Raw genomic sequence first — 16,612 nt, forward strand, 5'->3', positions numbered from 1 at the left:
TTACTTGAGCAGCTTCCAGGCGCCTTGATCGACTTGCAGCAGCACGCGCGAGCGCGCGTCAAAGCCCGAGTGGTTGCCTTCGGACATGTTGATCACGCCGTGCGTGACGGGCAGCTCGCTGGTTTGCTCCAGCGCCTCGCGCAGCGCCTGGCGGAACTGGGGCGTGCCAGGCTGGGTGTTGGCTGCGGCTTTGGCGACGGCGTGGTCGAGCAGCAAATAGGCATCCCAGGCATAGGCGCCAAAGTTGTTGCGGCTGCCAGCGCCGTGCTTGTCCTCGTAAAGCTTGACGTAAGCCGCGCCTGCGGCCTTGCTGGGATGGGCATCGTCCAGTTGCTCGACCACCAGCACCGGGCCGGAGGGCAGGATGGCGCCCTGGCTGGATTTGCCTGCCACGCGCAGGTAGTCGTTGTTGGCAATGCCGTGGGTCTGGTAGATCTGCCCTTTGTAGCCGCGTTCATGCAGCGCGCGCATGGGCAGGGAGGCGGGGCTGCCGCTGGCACCGATGAGCACGGCATCGGGGCGCGCGGCGCTGATCTTGAGCGCCTGGGCGGTCACGGAGGTGTCGTTGCGGCCATAGCGCTCGCTGGCGGTGATTTTGAAGTCGCCCGCTTTTTCGCGCGCTTGCAGCGCCTTGAGCCAGGCTTCACCCCAGGCATCGGCAAAGCCGATGAAGGCGACGGTTTTCACGCCCTTGGCTTTCATGTCGTCGAAGATGGCACCGCCCATCACGTCCACCGATTGCGGTAGCGGAAATACCCAGGGCAGTTGTGCGGCCTTGGGTTCAAAGGGGGCCAGGGCGATTTGCGGCGTCTGGCTTTGGGCGGCCACTTCGGCAATGGCCAGCGAGGGCGGCACGGCCGAAGAGCCGATGATGACGTCGGCCTTGTCGCTTTCGACCAGGCGGCGCGCGTTTTTGGCTGCTTGAGAAGGGTCGGTGGCGTCGTCGAGCACGACGTATTTCACCGGCAGGCCGCCCAGGGTGGCGGGCAGCAGCTCAATGCTTTGTTTTTCCGGGATGCCCAGCGAGGCGGCCGGGCCGGTGCTGCTGACCGATACGCCTACGGTGACGGGGGTTTGCGCCAAAGCTGCTCCAGCGGCCAGGCATGCGGCGGCCGCAGCCGCGATCCATGTGCGACGTTTCATCGTTGTCTCCTGCGGGGTTTTCAGAGGTTGTTGCCTGAAAGGGTCTCAGGCGCTTTCAATACAAACCAAAGGAAATTCAGGCATTTGACTGACTTGCCGAAAAAGGCTTGTTTGTTTTCCTTTTGATTTGTAATTTCTCGGGGCTTGGCCCCCGGCGGCGGGCGCGCTTATTCCAGGTAACAGCGCACGCGGCCCAGGCCGCCGATGTCCAGATCCAGGTGCTGGCCCGCTTGCAGCGGCGTCATCGGCCCCAGCGCGCCGGAGAGCACCACGTCGCCCGCCTTGAGCGGCTGGCCCAGCGCGGCCATGGTGTGCGCCAGCCAGTAGGCCGCGCGCAGCGGGTGCTGCATGCAGGCCGCGCCGCTGCCGACGCTGACGGTGTGCGCGCCCGCGCGTAGCTCCATGCCTGCGCTGGCCCAATCCAGCGCGGTGAGCGCGCGTGGCTGCGTGCCCAGCACGTACAGCCCGCAGGAGGCGTTGTCGGCCACGGTGTCCACCAAGGTGATGCGCCAGTCGCGGATGGCGCTGTCGACGATTTCCAGCGCGGGCAGGGCGTATTCCACGCAGTGCAGAAACTGTCCCCAGGACAGGTGTTCGCCACTGGCATCGCGCCCCATGACGAAGGCGATTTCGCCCTCGGCCTTGGGCTGGATGAGGCGGCCCAGCGCCAGCGTGTCGCCGTCGAGCAATTCCATGTCGGTGAACAGCACGCCGTAGTCGGGCTGGTCCACGCCCAGTTGCTGCTGCACGGCGCGCGAGGTCAGGCCGACCTTGCAGCCCGCGATGCGCCGCCCTTCGGTCAGGGCGCTCTGGGTGTTGTGGCGCGCCACGGCATAGGCGTCTTGCAGGCTGTGGATGCCGAACTGCTCGGAGATGCGCTCAATGGGCGTGCGTGTTTGTCGCGCCTGGTGCAAGGCGTCGGCCGCCTGGGTGATGGCCGCAGGTGATGCAGCCATTGCCGTGTTGGGGGAATTCGTGGAGGTGTTCATGCCGTTGCCTCTTGATGGGAATGCATTTTTTGGTAGAGCGCGCTGGCTTGCTCGCACTCTTGCGCCAGCGTGTGCAGATAGCCCGCGTGCAGCTCTTGCACGATGGCCGCTGCAGGTTGGGGCTGCTGCACGGCGCCCACGCCATGCCCGGCCGACCAGACGTGCTTCCAGGCCTTTTTGCCTGCGGCGATGTCGCCGGAGAAATCGATCCTGGCGGAGTCGATTTGCGCCGCTTCAGTTGCTTCGCTGGAGATGCCCGCGCTCTCAAGCGTCTGGCGCAGCCAGTTGGCGGGCACGCCCGAGACGGCGCTGGAGAGCACCAGATCCTCCATGGCACTTTGCGCCAGCAGCTCGCGGTAGGCCGGCTCGACCAAGCTTTCCGTGGCGGCAATGAAACGCGTGCCCGCCAGCACGAAGTCCGCCCCCAGCAACTGGGCGGCGCGGATGTCGCGCCCGGAGCTGATGGCCCCGGCCAGGCCCAGCGGCCCTTGCCAGAACTGGCGCACTTCGGCGATGAAGGCAAAGGGGTTGTACTGCCCGGTGTGGCCGCCCGCGCCCTGGGCCACGAGGATGAGCACATCGGCGCCCGCCTCGGCGGCCTTGCGCGCCAGCTTGGGGCTGATGACATCGGCGGCGACGATGCCGCCGTAGCCATGCACGGCATCGAGCACGCGCGCGGGGCTGCCCAGCGCGGTGGAGACGATGGCGGGCTGGTAGCGCTGCACCAGGGCCATTTCCTGCTCGAAGCGGTCGTAAGTGCGGTGCACGATCATGTTCATGGAGAACACGCTGCCTGGGCCGCATTGGGCCACGCCAGCGGCGGTGCGCGCCATCCATTCGTCCAGTTGCGCAATGGTGCGCGCGTTGGCAGCCGGGAAGCTGCCGGCCACGCCCGCTTGCGCGCAGGCGATGACCAGCTCAGGGCCGGAGACCAGGAACATGGGCGCGGCCATCAGCGGCAGCCGCCAGCTTTGCACCAGCTCCAGAAAGCGGCGCTGGGGCGCGCTGAGCGCTTGCAGGCGTTCGGGGGAATGGATCGTCATGGCGCACTCCCGGCGCGGGCTGTGCCGCGAATTTCCCAGCCGCCATCGCTGTGGATGATGGTGGCGGTGGTGGCTGGCGAGTTGGTGCGCGAGGCCAACAGCACGTAGTGCCCGGTGTGGTCTTGCGGCTGGGCCATGAAGCCCAGCGGCATGGCATCGGCCACGGCCTGCTCGAAGCCCGGCAGGGCCGAGAGGCGCTTGTCGTGCTTGCCCAGGCTGGCCGGGCCGCGCAGCGGCGTTTGCGTGCCGCCCGGAGCCACGGCATTGACGCGCACCAGCGGCGCCAGTTCGTAGGCCAGTTGGCGCACCAGGCCGACGCCCGCGTGCTTGGAGGCCACGTACAGCGGCCCGCCGCCGCCGGGGTAGAAGGCCGCGTTGGAGAGCGTGAAGATCATGCTGCCGCGGCTTTCGCGCAGTGCCTGCATGGCCGCGCGTGCAGCCAGCACATAGCCTTTGACGTTGACAGCGAAGATTTCGTTAAAGGCCCGATCCAGCTCCTCAAGCGAGAGCTTTTGCAGGCTGGCAAAAAAATCCCACACGCCGGCGTTGGCCACCAGGGTGTCGAGCTTGCCAAAGCGCGCCAGCGTGGCGTCCACGGCCTTCTGGTTGTCGCTGCCGCTGCGCACGTCGCCCTGCACGACCACGACGCGCTCGCCAAACTCCTGCTGGAGCGAGGCCACGTGCTCGTCGCTGCGCACCAGCGCGCCCACGCCGCGCGCGCCTTCGTCCAGAAATCGCTTGAGCACGGCGCGCCCGATGCCTGAGCCAGCCCCTGTGACCAGGGCCACATCATCTTGAAGCCATTGCATGCCGACCTCCGCTTACAAGAAGGTGTTGAGGTTTTTGGACATGAACAGCGATTGCGTGATGAGGATGGTGCGCCGCGCCAGCCGCCAGCCGTCCTCGGTTTCGCGCCAGAGGTCTTCGCGGCGGCCCACCAGCATGTCGTTGTCGGCCTCGCCCCGGCTGCGGTAGTTGACGAAGTTGGAATGCACGCGGTATTCGCCCTCGACTTCGGTGCGAAAGCACTCCACATTGCTGATGACGTGCACGCAGCGCGTGGCCGGGTCTTCGGCCCAGGCCGATGGCTGCTTGAAGCGCGAGACGCGGATGGTCAGCTCGCGCAGGCTGTCGTCGTAGTACGCGCCGCGCCCGGGCTCCCAGGCGCCGAGCTTGTCGGCGCGGCGGCGGTTTTCCACGGCGGGCATCCAGTAGTGGATGTCTTCGGCCATCAGGGCCAGCCATTGATCCCACTTTTCCTCATCCAGCAGGCGCGCTTCGCGGTAGAGCAGTTGCTCAATGCGGCGCGCCAGTTCGGCGTCCACGGGGATTTCGGCGGGGGCGGCAGCGGCTGTGCCGGGGGTGTTGGTGGCGGGCTTGTTCATGCGGCCTCCTGCGGGGCGTCGTGGTGGAAGGCGGATTCGTCCAGGCGGTTGGGGTCGCGCACGGGCACGTCGGCCCAGCTTTGCGCTTGCATCAAGTCCAGCCAGCGGCGGTAGAAGGCGCGCTGGTTGGCTTCGTTGACCTGGTTGCGATAGACGTTGCAGGGCAGCTCGGTGTCTTGCAGGCGCGTGCCCAGTCCCAGGCCCATGTACAGGTTTTGCTGGCGGGTGAGAAAGCCGGCGTTGGTGCGGGTGGAGAACTCGAAGTTCTCGCCATCGTCCATCTCGAAAATGCCGCTGGGCGAGAAGGTCAGCATGGCCCCTTTGCGCCAGCGCTCCTTGATGTCCTGCGGGGCGGATTTGTTCACCAGCGTCCAGGTGTGCAATTCGATGCGGCCCGGCCCGCGCGGTTGCCAGACGCGGAAGGTGTTTTGCCCCGGCAGGAACGACATGTTGGGAAACACGCTGCACGAGGAGATGGCGCCAATCATCTTGGAGCGCAGCTCGCCCAGGCGCGCGGCCACGGTGGGCTGGATGCCGTAGAGGTATTTGCGCAGCTCCTTGTCGCCCAGCGTGGCGCAGTTGCCCACGGTGTCGAGGTTGAACTCCCAGCCGTGGCCGTTGTGGTTGACGTGGAAGGAGTGCTCGTCCTTGTACACCTCGGCCACGGCGCCGCCGAGCACGGCGCGGGCGGCGCTGTCGTGCGTCCACAGCGCGTGGTAGATGTCGCCAATGAAGTTTTCGGTGGGTACCTTCCAGTTGCAGTGGATGACCGATTTGACCGGGCCGCCGACGAACTCCGTGCCCTGGCCGTCCATGTCCAGCATCACATCCAGGTAGTAGCGGAAGTCGCCCAGGTATTCCGACAGCGGCGGAGCGTTCGGGTCCATGTTGCCGAAGACCAGCCCCTTGTAGGAGGCCACTTGCGCCACGGGGTGCAGGCCGTGCTCGGCGCTTTTCATGCCGCTGGCGTCGAACAGCTCTTGCCCGGCCATGCCTTTGAGCGCGCCGTCGATGCCAAAGCTCCAGCCGTGGTAGTTGCACACGAAGCTGCGGGCGTTGCCAAAGTCGCTGAAGCTGATGCGGTTGCCTCGGTGCGGGCAGGTGTTGAGAAAGGCCTTGAGGCTGCCATCGCGCTGGCGCACCAGGATGACGTGGTCTTCGGCCATGTAGGTGGTGAGGAAGTCGCCGGGCTTGGGCAGTTGCGATTCATGGCCCAGGAACAGCCAGCAGCGGCCAAAGATTTTCTCCAGCTCTTGCTGATAGACCAGATCGTCCCAGTACACGCGCCGCGATAGGGTGCCGCGCTCGAAATCGGCCAGTTGCTCCAGGTTGGGCAGCGGCGGCGTGCAGGCCGGTTGCAGCAGGCGGTCGTGCGTGCAGTTGCCGCTGCAAGCTTTGTCGTGGGTGGTGCTCATCGTGGTGTCTCCGTCTTTGGGGTCAGATGGATGCCTGGCTGGCATCCGAAGGCTGGGAAAGATCGGCGTGGATTTCGTCGCCCTCTTCGATGATCTTGTAGGTCTGCAAATCCACCTCGCAGGGAAAGCCCATGGCCTGCCCGGTGGGGATGTGGAACATGCCGTCATGCACCGGGCAGGCGATCAGGTCGCCATCGACGATCTCGCCCTCGGACAGCGAGGCCGTGGCATGGGTGCAGGTGTCGTGCGTGGCGTAGAACTGGCCTTCGACGCGGTACACGGCAATAGGGCAGCCGCTGGGGCTGACGACCTTGCGCACCTGGCCGTCTTCCAGTTCGTCACGGCGCATCAGAAACACTTTTTGGCTCATGATTGGCTCTCCTTTGCATGCTTGATCAATGGGCTTGCATGTGCACAAAACCCAGGCCAGTGACCCATTCCGGCACGGGGGCGTAGTCGATCAGCTCGCCCGTGTAAGGGCCGGCGGCAGCCATGGCGCACAGCCAATTGCGGATTTCCATGCCGCCGTTGCCGCCTTCGGCCAGGATGTATTCGTCCGTCAGCGCGGCCATGCCGTCCACATCGCCGCGCAGGGCGAAATCGAGAATGCGGCGGTCAAAAGCCTCGCTGACCCGGCCCATTTCTGCCGTGCCGACCCAGTGGCTGAGACCGCCGCTGCCGATGACGGCCACCCGCACGTCTTCCTCGAAGGCTTCCACGGCCTGGCGAATGCCGCGCCCCACCTGGGCCGCGCGCGCCAGCGTGATGTAGGGATCGACGCCAGAGGCCAGATAAACAGGCACGGTGCCGATGCTCTGGCCCGCCTCACGCGCGGGCTTGATGATTTTTTGCTCTGGAATGGCGATGGCGTGATCGACCGTCAGGGCGCGCGCCACGGCCCAATCCAGACCGTTGGCGCGGCCATGCGAGGCGATGAAGCCCGCCAGCGCCTCGTGCGCGGGGATGGTTTCGCGGCGCAGGCCGGGGAGTTGATCCAGCGGCCCATCCACGTCGCCCGTGCCAATCAGAAAAGCCGGCAGGCACGAAGTGCCAAACAACATGTAATGGTCGGAGCCGACCACGACGACGGCATCGGCCTTGAGCGCGGCCAGACGCTGCGCGCATTGCTCAAATGCGCCCCACATGCGATCGCGGATTTCCTGCGTGGGCGCTTGCGGCGCCACAAACATCACCGGGTCATGCGGCACCAGAAAGCCGCCTACGATTTTTCCCATGGTTCACACCTTTTTTACGGTACAGTGGCCCCTGCCTTGCAGCGCCCTTTGGGGCGCTGCTGGCATTGAGCAATACAAAAATGGGGGGTGGCTTACTGCTTGATGGCGGCGACGTGCACGGCCTCGCCATCGGCCACGGGGCGCAAAGCCCGCATGTACTGGCGCATGTCACGCGTGGGCGCCAGTTCTTGCCAGAAGCCCATGGTCAGCATGGGATTGACGCCCATTTGCTGTAACGCGGCCACGTCAAAGCCCTTGAGCAAGCTGCGTTCGTGCTCGCTCAGCGCAAAACGTGCCAGGTAGCCATCCGCATCCTCGCGAAAGCGCTGCTTGGCGCTTCGGTCTACGGTCAATTGGTGCAACACCCTCTCAATGACATTGCGGCTCATGGCATTACTCGCAGAAGTTGGCAACGAGTTGGAGGAAGTCCGCGCGGCGCTCCGTTTGCACCCAGTGCCCGCAGCGCCCGAAGACGTGCAGATCGGCCGCTGGAATGGTTTGCCCCAGCAGCATGCCGCATTGCAGCGGCACCACGCGGTCTTCACGTCCATGCAGCACCAGTGTCGGCGCCTGGATTTGCGCCAGCGACGCCTCGGGAAAGCCTTTGACCATGGTCACCCCTTCGGTTCGCGGTTTGGGGATGAGCTTTCGCAGCGCGTCCTGCGCGCCAGGGCGGGCGCTGGCCTCGTAGCGGGTGCGCACCATTTCTTCGGTGATGATGCTTTGATCGAAGGGGAACAGGCGCATGGTGCGCTCCATGTTCTCCATCGAAGGCTCGTACTCCCAGGCCGAGCGCAGGCCGGGGGTTTGTTCGAATTCGCCCGCTGGCGTGCCCAGCAGCACCAGCTTGTCCACCCGCTCGGGCTTGAACAGCGCCAGACCGATGGCCAGCGCGCCGCCGAAGGAATTGCCAACAAACGAGGCCTTTTCGATTTGCAGCGCGTCCATGATGCCCAGCAGGTGCTTGGTCCACAGCTTGATGTCGTACTGGTTGCCTTCCTTGAATTCGGTGAAGCCAAAGCCGGCGATGTCGGGCACTACCACGCGGAACTGGCGCGCCAGCTCGGGCATGACTTTGCTCCAGTTCGTCCACCCGGACACGCCAGGCCCCGAGCCGTGCAACAGGAACAAGGGCTTGCCTTGCCCCTCGTCAAAATAATTGGTCTGGTGGTCGGCAGCCACCAGCGTCTTGCCGATTCCATCGTGCTTCATGTTGTTCTCCATACAGATATGTATGTGTATTTTATTGATGGAAAAGCTGTTTGATCCAGCGATTTTTAATAGAGGAATGTACCTAAGTATTTACCACTATCCAATTCACATCCGTATGTGAATGTTGGATTCCTTCTTCGTCCGTCTCCAGGATTTCCGCATGCCTCGCAGTATCAAACCCGCCGACACATCCCCTCAGCCGGCCTTGTCACGCACCGCCGCCCGAGCGCAGAAGCAGGCGCAAAAGAAAGCTTCCCGCCCTGCGCGAGCCCAGCTCACGCCTCAGGACTGGATCGACGCCGCCATGGATTTGCTGGTGCAGAAAAGCATCGATGCCGTGAATGTGGATGCGTTGTCCAAGCGCCTGGGCATCACCCGTGGCAGTTTTTATTGGCACTTCACCGACCGGGAGGACTTGCTGGCACGTCTGTTGGAGAGCTGGCGCGATGCCTCGACCCACCAGGTCATCGTGCGCTTCGAGCGCCAAGGAGCTACGCCCAAGGAGTTGATTGCCGAGTTGCTGTCACTGCCCCAACGCGGCCAATCGGCCAAACGCGCGGCCTCGATCGAACTGGCCATTCGCGCCTGGGCGCGACGTGACGAATTGGCCTACCAGGCGGTGGCTGCGGTCGATGCGCATCGCCTGTCCTACATCGCCCAGTGTTTCGTGGCCTTGCAGTTCGGCCTGCATGAAGCCCAGGCCAGGGCCTTCATGCTCTACAGCTATATCCTGGCCGAGTCGAATGTGGGCGCAAATCTTCCGGAAAGCGTGCGGGCCGAGCGGCGCAGCGCGGTAGAGCGGATTTTGCTGGTGCCGCCAGCGGCGTGACATACCAGCCTGCTGGGCGCAAACTGCAACGCAAGCCTGCTGCTACGGCGCCGGCTGGCGCGGGCGCAGCACCATGGTGCTGTCCTCCATGGTGACGTGGAAATGCCGCAGCACGTTCTGGCCGAGCAGGGCGGGCTCGCCCCGGCCCATGTTCAGGCCTGTGCCGATTTCGACGTTTTCCAGCGTGAAGTGGCCCAGGCGCAGGCTGGCGGCGCGCACCACGCGCCCTTGCCGGGTGCCGTTGGCGGTGCTGAAGGTGGTCTGGCGCCCGCCGTGCAGTTGGGCGGCTTCGGCCAGCGCGTCGCTGACTGAGACCAGGCTGGCGCCGGTATCGACCATGAATTGGACTGGCGCGCCGTTGATGGAGCCTTGTACGTAGAAGTGGCCATCGCGGTGCCGGGGCAGCTGCAGGGCAGCGCCGCCATCGGCGTTGGTGATCTGGACGGCCGGGGCTGGCGCCAGCAGCCTGTCCATCAACAGGTACATGGCTCCGATGACGAGCATCCACGTCAGCCAGATCATCCAAGGGCGCAGCCGCGCCCGGGTGCTGCGCGGCGGCCTGCCGAGCTCTGGTGGAGGCTTTTGGGTGGGCATGCGGACCATGGCCTTGCGGGTGCGTGGCGGCGTTGCAGGTGTTCAGCTGGCTTCTTGCGCCAGCGCATCAAGCACCGGATAGGCGCCGGGCAGGATGGGTGCGACGCTGGGCGGCAGCGATTGCCAGGCAATTTGCTGGCCTTCGCGCATCTGGAATTGGCCGCGCCATTGGCGCACCTTGCACCAGTGCAGGCGCACCTGCGCGTGTTCGTAGTCGTGCTCGGTGGTGCGCCAGATTTGCACCGGACCGATGTGAATGCCCAGCTCTTCCTCGAACTCGCGCCGCAGTGCCTGTTCGACGCTTTCGCCAGGTTCGATTTTTCCGCCAGGGAATTCCCAATATCCGGCATAGGGCTTGCCGGCTGGGCGGGTGCCGAGCAAAAAGCGTTGGTTGGCGCCCTGGCCTTGCAGCAGGATGCCGACGGCCACTTCGACGCGGGCAGCAGCTTGGGGCGCAGGCGCAGGGTTGTGTGTTGGGTGGTCGTCGTGCATCAGCGTGGCTTCTGGCTGCTGGCGCGCCGGGCCGGCTTGGTGCTCGGCGCGCTCTGGGTGTTGGAGGCGCTGCGCCCAGCTTTGGCGCCTTGGCTTTTGGGAGCGGCTTTGCGCTGGGGCTTAGCCAGGCCGTGGCGGCCAACGTAGTCACGGGCGAATTGCCAGGCCACGCGGCCGCTGCGCGAGCCGCGCTCCAGCGCCCAGATCAGGGCCTGCTGGCGCGCCTGGGGCAGTTGCTTGGCCGGGCAGCCCAGCTGGCGCAGCCACAGCTCGGCAATGACCAGGTATTCGTCCTGGCTGAAGGGGTAGAAGCTCAGCCACAGGCCAAAGCGCTCGGAGAGGGAGATTTTTTCCTCCACGGCCTCGCCGGGGTGGATTTCGCCGTCCTCACCGCGTTGGCCGTGCAGGTTGTCGGCCATGGTTTCGGGCAGCAGGTGTCGGCGGTTGCTGGTGGCATAGACCAGCACATTGGGCGTGGCTGCGGCGATGGAGCCGTCCAGGATGGACTTGAGCTCCTTGTAGCCGCGCTCGCCTTCGTCGAAGCTCAGGTCGTCGCAATAGACGATGAAGCGCCAGGGCGCTGCAGCCAGGATGGCCACGATGTCGGGCAGATCGACCAGATCGCTTTTGTCCACCTCGACCAGGCGCAGCCCCTGCTGGGCAAATTGCGCCAGGCAGGCGCGCACCAGCGAGGATTTGCCGGTGCCGCGCGCGCCGGTAAGCAAGACGTTGTTGGCCGGCTGGCCGGCCATGAACTGGCGCGTGTTGGCCAGCAGGCGCTCTTTCTGGTCGCCCACTTGCAGCAGATCGTCAAAACGCATCAGCGCCAGGTGCTGCACGGCTTCGAGCACGCCGCCGCCGCTGGCCTGACGGCGGTAGCGCCAGGCCAGGGCGCTGCCCCAATCCTCGGGCGCTTGCAGCGGGCGGGGCAGGATGGCGTCGAGCCGGTCGAGCAAGCGCTCGGCCTTTTGCAGCACGTGCAGGAATTGTTCGTTCATGAGCGGTAGTCGGCGTTGATGCTGACGTAGTCGTGACTGAAGTCGCAGGTCCAGACCGTGTCCTCGGCCTGGCCGCGACCCAGATCCACGTGCACGGTGATGTCGCTTTGCTGCATGACGCGCTGGCCATCTTCCTCGCGGTATTCGGCGCGGCGCCCGCCGTCCTGCACCACGTGCACATCGCCCAGGTGCATGGCGATGCGGTTTTGATCCAGGTCGGCAATGCCGGCGTAGCCCACTGCCGCCAGGATGCGACCCAGGTTCGGGTCGCTGGCGAAGAAGGCCGTCTTCACCAGGGGCGAATGGGCAATGGCATAGGCCACCTGTGCGCACTCGGCGCGGGTCTTGCCGCCGCTCACGCGCACGGTGATGAATTTGGTGGCGCCCTCGCCATCGCGCACGATGGCTTGCGCCAGCTGCTGGGCCACGCTGCGCAGCGCTGCATACAGGGCCTGGCCGTCGGCGTCGTCCAGCGTCTGCACCGGCGTGTTGTCCGCCTGGTGCGTGGCCACCAGCATCATGCTGTCGTTGGTGGAGGTGTCGCCATCGACGGTGATGCGGTTGAATGACTCGTCGGCCAACTGCCGCGCCAGCGGCTGCAGCAGCGCCGGGGCGATGGCGGCATCGGTGGCGATGAAGCCCAGCATGGTGGCCATGTTCGGGCGGATCATGCCCGCGCCCTTGCTGATGCCGGTGACGTGGATGGTCTTGCCACCCACCACGGCCTTGGCGCTGGCTGCCTTGGGCACGGTGTCGGTGGTCATGATGCCTTGCGCCGCCTCCAGCCAGGCCGCGGGGCTGGCAGCCTCGGGCTGGCGGGTTTTTTCCAGCAGCGCTGGCAGCGCGGCCTCAATGCGCGGCAGCGGCAGCGGCTCCATGATGACGCCGGTGGAAAACGGCAGCACCTGCTCGGGCGCGACGCCCAGCAATTGCGCCGCCGCCGCCGCCGTGGCCTGCGCCGCTGCGAGGCCGGGCGCGCCCGTGCCGGCGTTGGCATTGCCGGTGTTGATGATGAAGGCGCGAATTGGCTGGCCCGCCCCCAGGTGCTGCTGGCAGACCTGCACCGGCGCGGCGCAGTAGCGATTCTGCGTGAACACGCCGGCCACGCTGCTGGCCTCGTGCAGCACAAAGGCCGTCAAATCCTTGCGCTGCGCCTTGCGGATGCCAGCCTCGGTCACGGCAATGCGCACGCCGGCAATGGCCAACAGATCATCGGCCTGGGGGACATTCAAATTCACGGGCACAGGGCTTACCTCATCAAGAAAAACCGCCATTGATCTGGCAAAGCGGCCATTATCTGGCAGAAGCGTTGCGCGGCTGGCGCGGCTGGCGCGGATGCAAAACACGCTTTAGGGCCTGTTCACACCATGTAAGGAGATCGCGCCACGGCCTGCATTCATGGCTTACTGCCCAAGGCTGCTGCTGGAGGAGAGCGCCTGCACCAGAAAATCCGCCACGGCACGCACCTTGGGCGAGCGGCGCACATCCTCATGCATGACGAGGTACAGGGCTTGTTCGTGCCTTTCTGGCTGCGCGCCATGCAGGGTGACGGCAGTCAGCTCCTGGCCTGCGGCCACGCTGTCCACGGGCAGCAGACCAACCCCCAGACCCGCGGCAATGCCTTGCCGTATGAGCTCGAAGTCATTGCAGGCCAGCAGCACTGGCCCGTTGCCGATGGTGTCCTGCGCCCAGCGGCTCAAAGGGTTGTGGGTGGAGAGCGTGAGAAAGCGCCAATCGCTTCGCGCCGTTTGGCGCAGGTACTCGGCTGCGGCGTAAAAGCCGAAATGCAACTGACGCAGGCGGCGCACCACCAGGTCAGGGGCTTCGGGGCGTTGCAGGCGCAGCGCGATATCGGCCTGGCGCTGGTGCAGATCGTGCAGCTCGGTGCTGCTTTGCAGCCGCAAGGCAATGCCTGGCTGCGTGGCGTAAAAGCGCGCCAGCCTTGGCAGCAGCAGCCAGCGTAGCACCACCGGCGGCGCCGTCACGGTCACTTTGGTGATGGCTTGCCGCTGCCCATGCGCCAGGCGCTGAAAGGCCCGCATGTCCTTGGCCAGCTCCCGCGCATGGGCGTACAGGCGCTGGCCGTCTTCGGTGAGCCAATAGCGCTTGCCGATGCGGTCGAACAAGCGCAGGCCCAGGCAGTCCTCCAGCTGCGCCACCCGGCGCGACACCGTGCTGTGCTGCACATCCAAGGCCTCTGCGGCGGCCGTGAGGGTTTCCTGCTCCACCAGGGTGACGAAATGCCGGACATCGTTCCAGTCCAGCCCGGTGGCGCGCAAATCGGCGGGCATGTGGTTCATTGCGAAAAAATCATCAACGATTGCCAATTTAACTTGTTTTATTTGAAAAACGATCGTTGCACACTGCCCTGCGTGTTTCATGACTGCGGAGGCTGAACAATGAAAAAACCTTGGCTTTGTTGGACGGCAGGCCTGTGCCTGGCCTGCCAAGTGGCGGCAGATGCGCCCGCAAGCCCCGTGGCTTGCGGCCTGCACGCCGTGCCCGATGTCTACACACCGGCCATGCAAGGGTTTGTGGCGTCCTTCGTGCCTGCGGGCCATCACGAAGTGCTGCGGCGCTGCGTGTCGGTCGATGGTGAAAGCGCTGAGCCCATTCGCTGGCAGGCACAGCCGCCCCTTGCACTGGGAGGCGAGCATGTCAGCCTGCTGTGGTCGCCCAAGGGTCATCTGCAAGGCTTTGCCGACATGCGCCTGCTAGACGCCGATGCCCCCTTGCCGGGCGAGGATGAGGCCCGGGCGGCGGCTGACGCCTTTTTGCGCGCCCATGCCCCCGATTTGCTGGGCAAGCGCGAGCTGCACTGGATCAGGCCGCACGATGAAACCGTGCTCAAGGGTGGCCGGTCGTACAGGCTGCGCGGCATGAAGGTGAAGATGCGCAACCGCAGCGATGGGCGCTGGTTCTGGGTCATCGTCGGTGCGCAGGGCCGGCCCATCGTGTTCGAGCGCGACATCGTGTGGCTGAATTTCCCCGGCAAGCGACAAACGGAAAAATGGCTGCATGACGATTGGCTGGCGCAGCGGGGGCGGCCATGAAGAAATTGCCGAAGAATTACGCTGGCATTGCCTTTTCCTTCTACGCCTCGGCCATCATGGTGCTGATCGTCAGCGGCGTGCTGGTGGCGCTCAACACCGGCGTGGATGCGGCCTATCTGACGCGCCTGGGGCGCTCCTACCTCATCACCTGGCCGATTGCCTTCATCAGCCTGCTGGCGGTGCGCCCGCTGGTGGTGCGGCTGGTGGCCTGGACGACCGGCAGCGGGCCATGAAAAGCTGGCATGGCGCCTGGCTGCGAGCAGCGCCACGGCCTGGAGCCTGGCGAAATTTCGTCCCTGTGTCAGGCGCGGCAACGCAGGCGCCGTCCCTACAATCGGCGCCTATGAACACATCCACTACCCCTGAAAGCGCTGCGCCCGTGCAGGGCGAAGGCGCAGAGACCAAACCCAGCAACTTTCTGCGCCAGGCCATCGAGCACGATCTGGCGCAAGGCACCTACGCCCAGCGCCGCTGGGGCGGCAGCCCCGGCGATGCCGCGCACCATGCGGCGGGCATGGCCGATCCCGCGCCGGTGCGCATGCGCTTTCCGCCCGAGCCCAACGGCTATTTGCACCTGGGCCACGCCAAAAGCATTTGGTTGAACTTCTCGCTGGCGCAAGCCTATGGCGGCGCTTGCCACCTGCGCTTTGACGACACCAACCCCGAGAAGGAAGAGCAGGAATACGTCGATTCCATCCGCGAGCTGGTGCAGTGGCTGGGCTACGACACCGGCTATGCCGACGTGCCCGGCCAGCCCGGCGTGGTGCAGCCGCATGTGTATTACGCCAGCGATTATTTCGACTTCATGTACCGCGCCGCCGAGTACCTGATCGAAGCCGGGCACGCCTACGTGGACGAGCAAACGCCCGAGCAAATGCGCGCCAACCGGGGCGACTTTGGCACGCCTGGCGTCAACAGCCCCTGGCGCGACCGCAGCTCGGCCGAGAACCTGGCGCGCTTTCGCGAGATGCGCGATGGCCAGCACCCCGATGGCAGCATGGTGCTGCGCGCCAAGATCGACATGGCCAGCCCCAACATCAACATGCGCGACCCGGCCATCTACCGCATCCGCCGCGCCACCCACCACAACACGGGCGACAAATGGTGCATCTATCCCATGTACACCTTCGCCCACCCCATCGAGGACGCGCTGGAGCAAATCACCCACAGCATCTGCACGCTGGAGTTTGAAGACCAGCGCCCCTTCTACGACTGGCTGCTGGCGCGCCTTGGCGAAGGCGGCCTGCTGCACAGCCCGCCGCCGCGCCAGTACGAATTTGGCCGCCTCAACGTCGGCCACGTCGTCACCAGCAAGCGCAAGCTGCGCCAGCTGGTGGAGCAAGGCCACGTGGCCGGCTGGGACGACCCGCGCATGCCCACCCTCGTCGGCCTGCGCCGGCGCGGCTACACGCCCGAGAGCCTCAAGCTCTTTGCCGAGCGCAGCGGCGTCACCAAGACCGGCGACGCCTGGACCGACTACGCCGCGCTGGACGCCGCCCTGCGTGACACGCTCGACCCCATCGCCCCGCGCGCCATGGCCGTGCTGGCGCCGGTGAAACTCGTCATCGGCAACTGGGCCGAGGTGTTCGGCAGCGAAGACCACCTGGAACCCTGTGAAGCCCCCGCCCACCCCCATCATCCGGAAATGGGCCAGCGCCGCTTTCACCTCGGCCGCGAAGTGTGGATCGAGCGCAGCGACTACGAAGAAACGCCGCCCAAAGGCTTTTTCAGGCTCTATCCGCCGCAGAAGGCGGCGGACGGCGCCATGACGCCGGGCAACAAGGTGCGCCTGAAATACGGCTACGTCATCGAATGCACCGGCGCCGACAAGGATGCCCAAGGCCGCGTCACCCAGGTGCACGCCCGCCTCATCCCCGGCACCAAGAGCGGCACCCCCGGCGCCGACAGCGTAAAGGTCAAAGGCGTCATCACCTGGGTCGGAGCCGCCGACGGCCAGCGCGCCGAAGTGCGCCTGTACGACCGCCTGTTTACCGAAGAACACCCGGACGCGGGCGGGCGCGACTTTCTCAGCGTGCTCAACCCCAATAGCCTGCAAACCGTGCAGGCCATGGTCGAGCCGTCACTGGCCAACGCGCAGCCCGAGGATCGCTTCCAGTTCGAGCGCCACGGCTTCTTCGTGGCCGACCGGCACGAGCACCAGCCGGGCGGGCCGCTGGTCTTCAACCGCACGGCGGGGTTGAAGGATTCGTGGGGTAAGTGATAA

General features: G+C 65.5%; 19 protein-coding genes. 4 read left to right on the top strand and 15 right to left on the bottom strand.

Going from position 1 to position 16,612, the window contains the following annotated elements; all coding sequences use genetic code 11:
- The 10 genes from CLI93_RS06485 to CLI93_RS06530 all read right to left on the bottom strand — a co-directional run bounded on the left by CLI93_RS06485 (window position 1) and on the right by CLI93_RS06530 (window position 8,422).
- Complete coding sequence (locus tag CLI93_RS06485; protein ID WP_095542129.1) at window positions 1-1,143, bottom strand: ABC transporter substrate-binding protein; 1,143 nt, start codon at window positions 1,141-1,143, stop codon at window positions 1-3.
- 167 nt (window positions 1,144-1,310) lie between these two features.
- The gene (locus CLI93_RS06490) at window positions 1,311-2,132 is read right to left on the bottom strand and encodes a 2-keto-4-pentenoate hydratase (RefSeq protein ID WP_238945776.1); all 822 of its coding nucleotides are present in this window, start codon (window positions 2,130-2,132) and stop codon (window positions 1,311-1,313) included.
- A complete protein-coding gene (locus CLI93_RS06495; RefSeq protein ID WP_095542131.1) occupies window positions 2,129-3,175 on the bottom strand; it encodes an NAD(P)H-dependent flavin oxidoreductase in 1,047 nt (348 codons plus the stop codon). Before CLI93_RS06495 ends, CLI93_RS06490 begins: the two co-directional genes overlap by 4 nt.
- Window positions 3,172-3,984, bottom strand: a complete 813-nt coding sequence (hcaB, locus tag CLI93_RS06500) for a 3-(cis-5,6-dihydroxycyclohexa-1,3-dien-1-yl)propanoate dehydrogenase (RefSeq protein ID WP_095542132.1) — start codon at window positions 3,982-3,984, stop codon at window positions 3,172-3,174. Before hcaB ends, CLI93_RS06495 begins: the two co-directional genes overlap by 4 nt.
- Before the next feature lie 12 nt (window positions 3,985-3,996).
- Window positions 3,997-4,560 (bottom strand): 3-phenylpropionate/cinnamic acid dioxygenase subunit beta, encoded by a 564-nt coding sequence (locus tag CLI93_RS06505; RefSeq protein ID WP_095542133.1) that lies wholly within the window; start codon window positions 4,558-4,560, stop codon window positions 3,997-3,999.
- Window positions 4,557-5,975 carry an aromatic ring-hydroxylating dioxygenase subunit alpha gene (locus CLI93_RS06510; RefSeq protein WP_095542134.1) on the bottom strand — a complete coding sequence of 473 codons (1,419 nt, stop codon included), beginning with the start codon at window positions 5,973-5,975 and terminating at the stop codon, window positions 4,557-4,559. The genes CLI93_RS06505 and CLI93_RS06510 overlap by 4 nt, the downstream gene beginning before the upstream one ends.
- A 22-nt stretch (window positions 5,976-5,997) precedes the next feature.
- Entirely contained in the window at window positions 5,998-6,345 is a 348-nt protein-coding gene (locus CLI93_RS06515) for a non-heme iron oxygenase ferredoxin subunit (protein ID WP_095542135.1), read from the bottom strand.
- Between the two features lie 25 nt (window positions 6,346-6,370).
- Window positions 6,371-7,210 (bottom strand): DODA-type extradiol aromatic ring-opening family dioxygenase, encoded by an 840-nt coding sequence (locus tag CLI93_RS06520; RefSeq protein WP_095542136.1) that lies wholly within the window; start codon window positions 7,208-7,210, stop codon window positions 6,371-6,373.
- 92 nt (window positions 7,211-7,302) lie between these two features.
- Window positions 7,303-7,599, bottom strand: coding sequence for an extradiol ring-cleavage dioxygenase (locus tag CLI93_RS06525; protein ID WP_095539988.1), 297 nt, complete (start codon window positions 7,597-7,599; stop codon window positions 7,303-7,305).
- 4 nt (window positions 7,600-7,603) lie between these two features.
- Window positions 7,604-8,422, bottom strand: coding sequence for an alpha/beta fold hydrolase (locus CLI93_RS06530; RefSeq protein ID WP_238944928.1), 819 nt, complete (start codon window positions 8,420-8,422; stop codon window positions 7,604-7,606).
- A gap of 160 nt (window positions 8,423-8,582) precedes the next feature.
- On the opposite strand from CLI93_RS06530, the gene CLI93_RS06535 reads away from it, so the two are divergent.
- Window positions 8,583-9,251, top strand: coding sequence for a TetR/AcrR family transcriptional regulator (locus tag CLI93_RS06535; protein WP_095542180.1), 669 nt, complete (start codon window positions 8,583-8,585; stop codon window positions 9,249-9,251).
- 42 nt (window positions 9,252-9,293) lie between these two features.
- On the opposite strand, the gene CLI93_RS06540 is transcribed toward CLI93_RS06535, so the two are convergent.
- The 5 genes from CLI93_RS06540 to CLI93_RS06560 all read right to left on the bottom strand — a co-directional run bounded on the left by CLI93_RS06540 (window position 9,294) and on the right by CLI93_RS06560 (window position 13,626).
- A complete protein-coding gene (locus CLI93_RS06540) occupies window positions 9,294-9,845 on the bottom strand; it encodes a retropepsin-like aspartic protease family protein (RefSeq protein WP_172424250.1) in 552 nt (183 codons plus the stop codon).
- A 42-nt stretch (window positions 9,846-9,887) separates the two neighbouring features.
- Window positions 9,888-10,337, bottom strand: coding sequence for an NUDIX domain-containing protein (locus tag CLI93_RS06545; RefSeq protein ID WP_095542139.1), 450 nt, complete (start codon window positions 10,335-10,337; stop codon window positions 9,888-9,890).
- Window positions 10,337-11,335, bottom strand: a complete 999-nt coding sequence (locus CLI93_RS06550) for an ATP-binding protein (RefSeq protein WP_095542140.1) — start codon at window positions 11,333-11,335, stop codon at window positions 10,337-10,339. The genes CLI93_RS06545 and CLI93_RS06550 overlap by 1 nt, the downstream gene beginning before the upstream one ends.
- Entirely contained in the window at window positions 11,332-12,579 is a 1,248-nt protein-coding gene (gene argJ, locus CLI93_RS06555) for a bifunctional glutamate N-acetyltransferase/amino-acid acetyltransferase ArgJ (protein ID WP_095995905.1), read from the bottom strand. The genes CLI93_RS06550 and argJ overlap by 4 nt, the downstream gene beginning before the upstream one ends.
- A gap of 159 nt (window positions 12,580-12,738) precedes the next feature.
- Window positions 12,739-13,626 (bottom strand): LysR family transcriptional regulator, encoded by an 888-nt coding sequence (locus tag CLI93_RS06560; RefSeq protein WP_095995910.1) that lies wholly within the window; start codon window positions 13,624-13,626, stop codon window positions 12,739-12,741.
- A 108-nt stretch (window positions 13,627-13,734) separates the two neighbouring features.
- On the opposite strand from CLI93_RS06560, the gene CLI93_RS06565 reads away from it, so the two are divergent.
- From CLI93_RS06565 to CLI93_RS06575, 3 genes are all read left to right on the top strand, one after another.
- On the top strand, window positions 13,735-14,388 hold the full coding sequence (locus CLI93_RS06565) for a hypothetical protein (RefSeq protein ID WP_143326990.1): 654 nt from the start codon (window positions 13,735-13,737) through the stop codon (window positions 14,386-14,388).
- On the top strand, window positions 14,385-14,621 hold the full coding sequence (locus CLI93_RS06570) for a DUF2798 domain-containing protein (protein WP_095995907.1): 237 nt from the start codon (window positions 14,385-14,387) through the stop codon (window positions 14,619-14,621). The genes CLI93_RS06565 and CLI93_RS06570 overlap by 4 nt, the downstream gene beginning before the upstream one ends.
- 110 nt (window positions 14,622-14,731) lie before the next feature.
- On the top strand, window positions 14,732-16,609 hold the full coding sequence (locus CLI93_RS06575; protein ID WP_095995908.1) for a glutamine--tRNA ligase/YqeY domain fusion protein: 1,878 nt from the start codon (window positions 14,732-14,734) through the stop codon (window positions 16,607-16,609).
- Window positions 16,610-16,612: the final 3 nt, after the last annotated feature.

The organism is Vandammella animalimorsus (assembly GCF_002288875.1).
GTDB lineage: Bacteria > Pseudomonadota > Gammaproteobacteria > Burkholderiales > Burkholderiaceae_C > Lampropedia > Lampropedia animalimorsus.